At 38.6% G+C, this 10,922-nt stretch carries 7 protein-coding genes; 3 read left to right on the top strand and 4 right to left on the bottom strand.

Going from position 1 to position 10,922, the window contains the following annotated elements:
• Positions 1-33: 33 nt before the first annotated feature.
• Together ACFFHT_RS10255 and ACFFHT_RS10260 are read right to left on the bottom strand one after the other, a co-directional pair.
• Positions 34-1,122: an ElyC/SanA/YdcF family protein gene (locus tag ACFFHT_RS10255; protein WP_382375919.1), complete on the bottom strand. Its 1,089-nt coding sequence runs from the start codon at positions 1,120-1,122 to the stop codon at positions 34-36.
• 83 nt (positions 1,123-1,205) lie between these two features.
• A complete protein-coding gene (locus ACFFHT_RS10260) occupies positions 1,206-1,820 on the bottom strand; it encodes a GNAT family N-acetyltransferase (protein WP_382375921.1) in 615 nt (204 codons plus the stop codon).
• A 183-nt stretch (positions 1,821-2,003) separates the two neighbouring features.
• Between ACFFHT_RS10260 and codB the strand changes: the two genes are divergently transcribed.
• The 3 genes from codB to ACFFHT_RS10275 all read left to right on the top strand — a co-directional run bounded on the left by codB (position 2,004) and on the right by ACFFHT_RS10275 (position 4,968).
• Entirely contained in the window at positions 2,004-3,224 is a 1,221-nt protein-coding gene (gene codB / locus ACFFHT_RS10265; protein WP_382375923.1) for a cytosine permease, read from the top strand.
• 29 nt (positions 3,225-3,253) lie between these two features.
• Entirely contained in the window at positions 3,254-4,516 is a 1,263-nt protein-coding gene (locus ACFFHT_RS10270) for a cytosine deaminase (RefSeq protein ID WP_382375925.1), read from the top strand.
• A 110-nt stretch (positions 4,517-4,626) separates the two neighbouring features.
• Entirely contained in the window at positions 4,627-4,968 is a 342-nt protein-coding gene (locus ACFFHT_RS10275) for a nucleoside triphosphate pyrophosphohydrolase family protein (protein ID WP_382375927.1), read from the top strand.
• Positions 4,969-5,126: 158 nt separating this feature from the next.
• Here ACFFHT_RS10275 and ACFFHT_RS10280 read toward each other — a convergent pair whose 3' ends face one another.
• On the bottom strand, positions 5,127-9,707 hold the full coding sequence (locus ACFFHT_RS10280; RefSeq protein WP_382375929.1) for an autotransporter outer membrane beta-barrel domain-containing protein: 4,581 nt from the start codon (positions 9,705-9,707) through the stop codon (positions 5,127-5,129).
• A gap of 600 nt (positions 9,708-10,307) precedes the next feature.
• On the bottom strand, positions 10,308-10,742 hold the full coding sequence (locus ACFFHT_RS10285) for a hypothetical protein (protein WP_382375931.1): 435 nt from the start codon (positions 10,740-10,742) through the stop codon (positions 10,308-10,310).
• Between the last annotated feature and the right edge of the window lie 180 nt (positions 10,743-10,922).

The raw sequence follows: 10,922 nt of genomic DNA on the forward strand, positions 1-10,922 counted from the left end.
AACTGGCTAGATTTTTCTAGCCAGCTCATAAAATTAATCTCTTAGTACACCACTATTAAACATTGGTAATCCAATCGTAATTAAACTATCTCGATAAATTCCAAGTAAATCTTTTGGCGTAATTTTTTGTAATTCTTCAATTGGCTTATCCAAGGCTGCAACAGATTCAAAGGTAATACCTTGCGGACCAGATTCACGAGTCGCTAATTCAAATAAAGTTTGCCCACGGCGAACATGGCTACCAGAACTAATTAAAATTGCATGTTTAATTTTATGATGAGCTAAGGTATAACGAGAATAAAGTGCATTTTCTACGGTAGAACGAGCATAATTATCAGCAAAAATTCTATTTGCATCTATACCTTGCTCAATCAACCATTTCTTCATCAAATTACCTTCTGTTTGATTATTTTTCGGCACACCACCTGTTACAATAATCAACGCTTCTGGATTTTGTTTTGCTAATTCTAAAGTTTTCTGTAAACGCTGGATCAAAATGTCATGCATACTACCATCAGGATTGAGTGCATACCCTAAAGTAATAATCGCATCATGGTTAGTTAATTTTGTATTAGATTTATCAACAATCGGTGCTTTAGCAATTTTATCGATAGTAGCAAAAGTCTGTTTTAAAATTGCGGCTTTTTCTGGTGCAATTTTTTCTAAATGTTGCAAATATTTTTGGCTATTTGCTTCATCATTTTTGTAACGGTACCAACTCGCAAGATACATATTCGTTTTAACATCATCTGGTGCAATTTCTAACGCTTGTTGATATAAATCAATCGCTTTATCCACATTGCCATTATAAATATAGGCATTGGCTGCACCTAAAACAAAATCAATACGGTATGGTTCTAATTTATGTGCTGTTAATAAAATATCGGCAATACGCTCCATATTGCTTGGTAATTTCGCCGTAAATCCTGCATCAGAAACACGTGCTGGTGATTTCTGAATCTCAACAGCTTGTGCCAAAAGATCATCAACTACTTGTCGTTGATTAACTAACTGTTGATATTCAATCTGAGGTTGTAAAACATCTGCTGATTGTGTTGCTGCAGCATTCCATGCTGTAAATAGAGATACAGCAACAATGGTTAATTTATAAAAACGTTTCATAATAAATCCCCTTTTTATTGATAAAGAAAAAAGTATAAAAGAAGCACAATCTAAAAGACGTGATTGCCATCACAAAATAGTAGTTATCTAGATTGGATACCTAGCCCTAATAAAGTTTCTCGCTTTAACTGCGGAAACCAAATAACAGGTTCAGGTTTTTCAGGATGTTCCGCTAAAAACTTCTCCATCCACACCATGTTGTACCAAGTGCCAAATTTATAGCCACATTTACGAAACTCACCCACTAAGCGATAACCTAAATGGTGATGGAAGTCTGCACTATTCTTTGTCAAATATTGATCTTCTTTTTCTGGATAACCGATACAGGCATTTAAGTTATAAATATGTTGTGCTTTAGAAATGTTCTCGATTGCCGTATAAAGTTTCTTACCTAAACCAGATTTTATTTGCGTTTCTTTCAAATAAATCGTTGTTTCAACTGCCCAATCATAAGCTGCACGACCTACAAATGCGCTAGTATAAGCATAACCCACAATTTCACCTGCTCTTTCTGCCACAATATACGGATATTTGGTTAACGTTTTTTTCATTCTAGCTTGAAATTCCGCTAAACTCGGTACGTCATATTCAAATGTAATCGCTGTTTTTTCAACATAAGGGGCATAAATCGCTAAAATTGCAGGTGCATCGTCTAATGTTGCGACTCGAATAATAATATCGTCATTGTTATGTTGCATTTTCTTATCCTTCTTATTTTTAAAACTATTCGATAATAGCTAGCCTAATAGCTTTTTTCAAATATCTGTAAAACAAATTTAATTGTTCTACTCCACCTCAAACCGCATTTCATTCCATGGCAGTTGGCTCTATAATAAGCAACGCAACAACACACATCATCTATCATTTAAGGAGTGATCATTATGTCAACTGACAACTATAGTCTGAAACCCGTTCCTGCCTCTGAACGTAAAGGAATAGTAGCCCTAACATTTGTTATGTTGGGGCTTACTTTTTTCTCTGCCAGTATGTGGACAGGCGGTACATTAGGCACATCCCTTACTTATCACAACTTTTTCCTTGCTGTGATTATTGGGAACTTAATGTTAGGCATTTACACCTCATTTCTCGGTTACATTGGTGCCAAAACAGGCTTAACTACCCATATTCTGGCACGTTATTCTTTCGGCGTAAAAGGATCTTGGCTACCTTCTGCTTTATTGGGCGGTACTCAAGTAGGTTGGTTTGGCGTTGGGGTTGCTATGTTTGCGATTCCTGTCAATAAATTTACTGGAATTGATGTGAACTTATTGATCTTAATCTCTGGGGCATTAATGACAATTACTGTCTTTTTTGGTATTTCAGCATTAACCGCTCTCTCAGTGATTGCCGTGCCTTCTATCGCTTTACTCGGTGGTTATTCAGTTTATTTAGCCATTCATGATGCTGGCGGACTAGCAACCTTACAGCAATTAATGCCAAAAGAGCCAATGTCTCTCTCAGTAGCTATTACCTTAGTTGTTGGTTCTTTTATTAGTGCAGGTACATTAACCGCTGATTTTGTACGCTTTGGCAAACAAGCCAAATATACGGTTTTAGTTACTATGATTGCTTTCTTCTTAGGTAACTCACTAATGTTTATATTTGGTGCTGCTGGTGCAGCAGTAAAAGGTATGGCAGATATTTCTGATGTTATGGTGGCACAAGGTTTATTACTGCCTGCAATTATTGTTTTGGGATTAAATATTTGGACAACAAACGATAATGCTCTCTACGCTTCTGGTTTGGGCTTTGCCAATATTACTGGCGTGAGTAGCCGAATTTTATCTGTTATTAATGGGATTGTTGGTACCTTATGTGCATTATGGCTATACAATAACTTCGTTGGTTGGTTAACCTTCTTATCAGCAGCGATTCCACCTATTGGCGGTATCCTAATTGCCGACTACTTAACCCGTCGCCATGCTTATCAAAATTTTGAACAAGCACATTTTGTCAATATTAACTGGGCAGCAATTGTCGCAGTCGGTGTTGGAGTAGCTTGTGGTAAATTCTTACCCGGTATTATTCCTGTGAATGCGGTAATCAGTGGTGCGATTGCTTACCTTGTATTAAATCCATTATTACGTAAAAAATTCGCTTAATTTCAGTTATATAAGAAAAGGAAATCAAGATGTTAATCAAAAATGCTCATCTACCAGATCGCCAAGGTCTATGGCAGTTATTCATAGAAAATGGCCGTATTCAACAAATTCTACCCAATGATGCACCAATCAATGTAACAACAGAAGTATTAGATGCCGAAAATGGCATTATTTATCCGCCATTTATCGAACCACATATTCATTTAGATGCCACACAAACTGCTGGACAACCTAACTGGAATCAATCTGGTACATTATTTGAGGGAATTGAACGTTGGGCCGAACGAAAATCTATGCTCAACCACGAAGATGTAAAACAACGTGCTTGGAAAACCTTAAAATGGCAAATCGCAAATGGTGTGCAATTCGTTCGTACTCATGTGGATGTTTCCGATCCAACATTAACCGCTATGAAAGCAATGTTAGAGGTCAAAGCAGAAGTTGCTCCTTGGGTAGATTTACAAATTGTCGCCTTTCCACAAGAAGGTATCCTCTCTTACCCAAATGGTGAAGCGTTACTTGAACAAGCAATGGAAATGGGGGCTGATATCGTCGGTGGCATTCCACATTTTGAATTCACTCGTGAATATGGGGTGCAATCGATGCAAATCGCATTCGATATTGCACGCCGTTATCACAAACCATTAGATATTCATTGCGATGAAATTGATGATGAGCAATCTCGTTTTGTTGAAACCGTTGCAGCCTTAGCGCTTAAATATGAAATGGGTGATCAAGTTACTGCTAGCCATACGACTGCGATGCACTCTTATAATGGTGCCTATGCTTCTCGCCTATTCCGTTTATTAAAACTCTCTGGTATCAATTTTGTCGCTAATCCATTAGTCAATATTCATCTACAAGGTCGTTTTGATACTTATCCTAAACGCCGAGGGATTACACGGGTGAAAGAGTTACTTGAAAATGGAATGAATGTCTGTTTTGGTCATGACGATGTATTCGATCCTTGGTATCCATTAGGTACAGCGAATATGTTACAAGTTTTACATATGGGATTACACGTTTGCCAATTAATGGGATATGGTCAAATTAATAGTGGATTAAATTTAATCACCCACAATAGTGCCAAAACATTAGGAATTAAAGATTATGGCATTCTTGAAGGGCAAGTGGCTAATCTTGTGATCTTACCTGCTGAAAATGGTTTTGATGCAGTTCGCCGTCAGGTGCCAACTCGTTATTCCATTCGTCAAGGTAAATTAATTGCAGAAACCCAGTTAGCTCAAACAAAAATCCATTTAAGCCAACCAGAGCAAATCACTTATCGCTAAAACAGCAACAACACGCAATTTGATCATTTGGTCAAATTGCGTTTCTTCTGGTTTTAGTATCTAATGGCAGCATTTATCACAACACCTTTCAATCATTTAAAGGAACACCTATGGAAAAACAGAATGAATTACAACGTACTCTCGATTGGTTCAAAGAAGCAAAACCTCACCCAGAATTAAAAGATCTTTCCGTACAAATTGGCTGTCATTTTGAAGAAGTGGTCGAAATGTTAGATGCACTCGGTCATTCTGAAATGGCACATAATCTTGAAATTCTTGCCAATAGCTATAAACAAAATAAACAAGTAGAACGTTTAACCCAATTAACCCATGAACATAAAGTCGAAGTCCTAGATTCACTTGCTGATCAAGTTGTTACCGCAACTGGCGTTGCTTATATGGCAGGCTTTGACTTCTCCTCCGCTTTTGCTGAAGTCAACGACTCAAATTAGTCTAAATTTGAAGATGGCAAAGCTGTTTTTGATGAAAACGGCAAAATTAAAAAAGGTAAAAACTACTTTAAACCTGATTTGGAGAAGTTTGTTAAGTAATAAAAAAAATCGCCTGAAGCATAACACATCAGGCGATTTGGCTTTATAGAGAGCAACCTTTATTTAAACTGCCATGAAATCGCTAAACGAAGATTATAAGAACCTGCTCTTCCATGACCAAACTCTTTTTCGGCATCAATGAACACATTGGTTTTTTCACTTACATGAGCATTATAACCAACGCCAACCGCATACCACGTACCGCGAGTATTCCAGCTATTCTGATAAGCCCCTGTTCTGTCTTTCGCATTGAAGCTTCGTTTACCTAAAAATTCATGCAGAATATTGCCTTTCACATAAAGACGATTATCACCAGTTTCATCTAACCATCTGACAACATCCATACCTACACGGCCAATTAAACTCTTTGTATGACTAAGTTTCACTTCAATATCATTACTGGTGCGATAATCCGCACTTGTCAAATACGCAAATTGTAATTGTGCTTGTGGTACGATATACCAACGTTTGTCATCATCGATAAATTTACGATAACCGTGTTCTGTGCTGGCACTCAAAAGATAATTCTTATAATCCCCTCGTCCCCATAATTGACCATTTCTCATCACGGCATCATAGTGATTATGTAAAGCACCTATCCTTAACACGTTATCATTGTAATAACTGTCATCGCCCTCTTCATTCTGACGTTGGTTAGTGTTGTAAAGACTTAAAACGTATTTCTTTATCCGTCCTTTACTGAACTCATTATCCAACGATGCTTTTGCATGACTATATGTGAAGCTTAAACCCCATTTCCGTTTCTTCTCCTCTTCATTACGACTAAATTTGTCATAACCGATTTCATAGTCATTATTATTGAAGCTAAATACGCCTGATTGTGTTAAGCGTGTATGCGTTGCCCTTGCCCATGCGCCTTCTTTTTTGTCCAATAAAGAGTAAGCCCTTTCTCCCTCACGTTTGGTATAGGTATCTAACATAAAACCATAATAGGCTGTAGCATCAAACATATCACCAATGTCAGTTGTATTTCGGCTTGGATGATTATCACGAGATTTCACTAAATAGACATTTTGGCTTCCTGCACCACCATATTCCTGACTATATACATCCCCCGCTTTCTCTTGTGTCATCTCTTGACCGTTAAATGCTTGGTTATACTCCACTGTATTATCTGGGTCTGTTGCTTGGTCCGAATACTCCACTCTTAAGGCTTGTCTAAAGAGGCGATCTTCTGTGGTGGCATATACCTTACCATTAACAAACTCATTCTGTGATCGTTGTACCGTCGCAAAGCGTAGCCTATCACCATAATCCATGCTATTGACCACCTCTGGAAGATTCTTAATCACCACATCTTGCGGTGTTGCTGTTCCCTCCTTGACATATAACATATCACTATGAACGCCGTCTTTATTTAATTGCATAAGGAAACGATTTGCTCCTGCCAATTTATCAATATGAAGAGCACGACCTTCTGTTTGGCTATTGAGATCAACCGTTCCTTCTCCGCCTAATTGACTTACCCAACTCTGCCCTGTCATCATCCAAAGCGAATCTTTTGCTAGATTAAGATTAACAGTACCAGCACTATTTGCTATTGCGGCTGGATTTAAAGAGTCCTGAATCATAGGGAATAAAGCATTATGCTGTGCATTCGCAAAGGCATTAAAGTTATCTATACGCCCCTCAAGGTAACTATTCGGGGTAAGATTTAATGCCACCAAACCACCATTAATCGCTTGGGAATCCCCTTTCATCAATAAGGTACTACCGTGTGACTTCACCTCAATCTGTCCATTATCAGCCCACATATGGCCTTGTATACGACTAGATTGTGAGTAATTTAACTGCACTTGACCTGCCGAAAAAGCAACCGCTGCCACAGGTGCCGCAATATTCAGTTCCCCTTCAATACTCGCTACCCCCTCATAGCTACTTCTGACGGCTGTTTTGGATGCTAACACGGTATTATGAGGTGCTACTAACTCAATGTGTGCTTTAGTATTCGCACTCACACCGATGTTCGCACCCGTCAGTTGGTTACGCTCTTGTGCTTCCAAGACAATACGGCTTTCATCTCTTGCAGATGCCCCATAATGTTTCAAATGCTCCGTATTTTCGGGAAGCGTTTGCTGAATAATATTATTTTTAGCACGAAGAGTAAGCATAGACCCCTTATCAGAAGCAAAAGCCCCTGTCGTTCCTTCACCCCTAAGATAATCTTCTCTTTGTTTCAACACGGGTGAGGCATTAATAATGGCTAAATCTTGGCTATCACCAGAGAGTTCAATAATATTATTCCCATTCGGGGCATTAAGGGTAAGTGATTGTTGATTCGACGTAGACGTAATAATATCAGGCTTAACTTCAAGTCCCCGAGAACCTAGCATCGCATTTTTCACGATGACGTGATTATCACCAGTACTAGCTAGCAACTCGGTAGAGGATTCGGAACCTGTGAAGATACCTGTTTGGATGGTTGGATTTCCTCCAATGCTAATCCTATTTTCTTTAGCATTCAATTTGAGCGTACTGTTGCCACTGTTATGAAGACCAATACGATAAACCAACTTGCTATCAAGCAATGGCATTTGCGGAGTATTAATATCTGGATTGATAACCGTAATAAGATTTCGTCCCTGCTCTGCGGATAAAAGCACCTTGCTCTCATGCTGAGATACCACACCATAAACCTCACCATGAACACGTAACTGCATATCCACCGTGTTATCCCCTGCAGAAGCAATCAGCTGAGCTGTAGCACCTGCTATCCCTTTACCAGCTTTATCTACACCTGTAGCAAGCACCCCAATGGATTGCAAAGTATGTGTATTACGAAGAACACCATCCGTACTTTGATACCCTAACCCTAAGCCACTGCCTTCACTATATAACTGGATAGTATTGGCTTTTGCCGAAAGTTTTACCTCATTACCACGCCAAGCCGTTATACCACGATAGAGGGATTTGATATTCCTTAAATCTTCTGGCAGCGCTTGATTAAGGAGCAAAGTCGCTGAGAGGTGATTAATCCCATTGGGTGCACTTAAAGTAACATTGCTACCCTGAGCTTTAATTAAGTTACCCTCAGTTCCTTGGGTAGGCGTAGAATTAACAGAAGTTTGATGGGTAATAAAGTTACCTGCTTCTGTTGCCGTCAGTTGAATACCGCCACTTGTAAAATCAGCATCAAAAGTCTTAACTACAATACCATTCCATGCATTAGCATTGACAGAAAGATGGTTTTCTGCTGCCTCAAGCTCAATAGTACCTCTTCCATCACTAGACAAACCATATACTGAAGATTTCATCGTATCTTTTGCAATACCCTCTTCTTTACCAATAATAAGCTGATTAAACCGACTTGCCTTAAAGGTAGATTTCCCTCCAGCCGTGCTGAGAATACCGTATATATTGCCCCCTCCACTTTGAGACGTATCAAACTGCGTATCACTGCTGATGGTGAATTGGTTGTCCCCTGCTGTAGCTGTAATATTAATCGTTCCAGCACTACTCGATACACCATATCGTGTACGTACATTAGGTGTATCCAATAAGAAGTTATTCACTTTCCCCTCCACCTCGATAGTGCCTTGTACACCACTTGTCCTATACCCGTACACCGTTGGAATCACTCCAGAATCGGATTCAGTTGCTTGTTCATCTCTGCTTATGATGAGACTATTGATACCTTTAGCAACCAAACGGACATCTCCTTTGTTAGCAAAGACACCATATAACAATTTAGAGGCGCGATTATCCATCTTTAATAAATTGTCTTGCGTTGCAATCAGTTCCACTCGGTTCATTGATGTAGGATTACTTGACTTTGCGACTATCAAATACTTCTCATCCGTCGATGCTCCCTCAACACTAATACGGTTATTCGTAGCACTTAGTGTGACAATACCTCCTTCAGTTCCTGAGTAGTCACTAGCAAAAATACCCCCAAAAACTTGCATGTTTACAGGTGAATTATTGGTAAAGGTAATGATATTATCCTTTGCCGTCTCCAAAGTGACTGTATTCCCATAATTGAGAATTCCTAGACGATATGGACTATTTTTCGCCACTGTAGATAAACTATCAGTAATAGTTATGTTTTCTTGGGTTTTCAACACAACAGAAGCACTCAGTCCAGTGACCTCTATATGTTCACTGTTAATATTCTTTTTACTCATAAGGGCAATTAATGCGTTCGCTCCAACAGCAGATATATATCCTGTTCGTATATCTCCATTTCCCTTACTATCAAGTGTAATTGATGCGTTCGCTCCACTAGCAAATATATATCCTGTTTGTATATCTCCATTTCCCTTACTATCAAGTGTAATTGATGCGTTCGCTCCACCAGCAAATATATATCCTGTTTGTATATCTCCATTTCCCTTACTATCAAGTGTAATTGATGCGTTCGCTCCACCAGCAGATATATATCCTGTTTGTATATCTCCATTTCCCTTACTATCAAGTGTAATTGATGCGTTCGCTCCAACAGCAGATATATATCCTGTTTGTATACCTCCCTCTCCCTGGCTATTGTCAAGCTTAACCGAGGATCCCTTCCCTGAGGCAAAGATATAATCACTGCTAATCTTCTGCTTACTTGTAAGGATAACTGATGTGCCCTCTCCAACCGTAGTTATAGATCCTACCTGTATACCCTTCTCACCCACATTATTATCAAGTGTAATTGACGCATTCTTTCCAGACGCAGACAGTCTCCCTACTTTTATACTTCCTTCTCCCTCATGATTATCAAGTATAACCCTGGCTTCCTCTCCGTAAGCAGAAATATCACCACTGTTAATCTTTTGCTGACTTTTAAGATTAACTTGTGCATTACCCCAAATTAGAATTGAATTATCAAGTTGAATGTCTCCCTTACTTTCTATCGCAACATTGGCATTCTGCATACTTATCTTATTCTTAAGGTCAACACCTCCTTCATGACTTTTCAATACAATGCTCTTTTTCGGTAAGCCAGTACTTGTGTCATATATACTGTGACTTCCTTCTAGATTAATATCCCCCTCTGCTTCAATCTTAATCGCTTGCTCACTATTCTCATCCGACATAGCAACAGCCTTGCCACCTCTTACTACAATAGAAATACCACCATTGCTATTTGTGACTATATTCTTGTCTAACTTATTTTCTACGGTTTTTGTAATAGTCACATCCCCTGCCCAAACAGGACTGGATAAACAACTTACTAATACTGTTGCAATAATAGAAAGTTTAAATTTTTGTGTGCGTTTTTTCATAATATGTCCTTAATATGTAGTGAAGAAAGTATGGATAACTAAATTGCGTGAAGCGCTAATTGAGCTATCAAAGGCATACACAGATAATAGGCGACCATCTATTGACCCATATGTGCCAATAGTTTGAAAACAAGGGAATGATAAAAATTCTGTATCTGGGGAAGGAGGAATTAAGTTATCAAAATTTCGATGATTCAATGCAGTTAACGCATTGTTGAGATAGTTATTACTGACTGACTGACTGACTGACTGACTGACTGACTGACTGACTGACTGACTGACTGACTGACTGACTGACTGACTGACTGACTGACTGACTGACTGACTGACTGACTGACTGACTGACTGACTGACTGACTGACTGACTGACTGACTAGCAAAATTATCTAAGCCCGTCCTCCACTCCGTCAAGCCTTTATCAATATATTGAAGTTTTATTGCCATAAGATACCTCTCTTCATAAAAGGTCAATTTTCTATCATAGCCATTTATTACTACACTGCCTTAACAAAAAAACGCTTAGTAATTCATTTGGGGTATTGTACACATTATGTAAATAAAAATTTATGCTTAAGATCACATTTCTATAATATGTACATTAATTTATTTAAATAACAAATACAA

It is taken from the genome of Gallibacterium melopsittaci (assembly GCF_042433085.1).
Classification (GTDB): Bacteria; Pseudomonadota; Gammaproteobacteria; order Enterobacterales; family Pasteurellaceae; genus Gallibacterium; species Gallibacterium melopsittaci.

Coding starts and splice junctions, on each gene's coding strand:
- codB (WP_382375923.1), top strand. CDS start 2,004: ATGTCAACTGACAACTATAGTCTGAAACCCGTTCCTGCCTCTGAACGT.
- ACFFHT_RS10285 (WP_382375931.1), bottom strand. CDS start 10,742: ATGGCAATAAAACTTCAATATATTGATAAAGGCTTGACGGAGTGGAGG.
- ACFFHT_RS10255 (WP_382375919.1), bottom strand. CDS start 1,122: ATGAAACGTTTTTATAAATTAACCATTGTTGCTGTATCTCTATTTACA.
- ACFFHT_RS10275 (WP_382375927.1), top strand. CDS start 4,627: ATGGAAAAACAGAATGAATTACAACGTACTCTCGATTGGTTCAAAGAA.
- ACFFHT_RS10270 (WP_382375925.1), top strand. CDS start 3,254: ATGTTAATCAAAAATGCTCATCTACCAGATCGCCAAGGTCTATGGCAG.
- ACFFHT_RS10260 (WP_382375921.1), bottom strand. CDS start 1,820: ATGCAACATAACAATGACGATATTATTATTCGAGTCGCAACATTAGAC.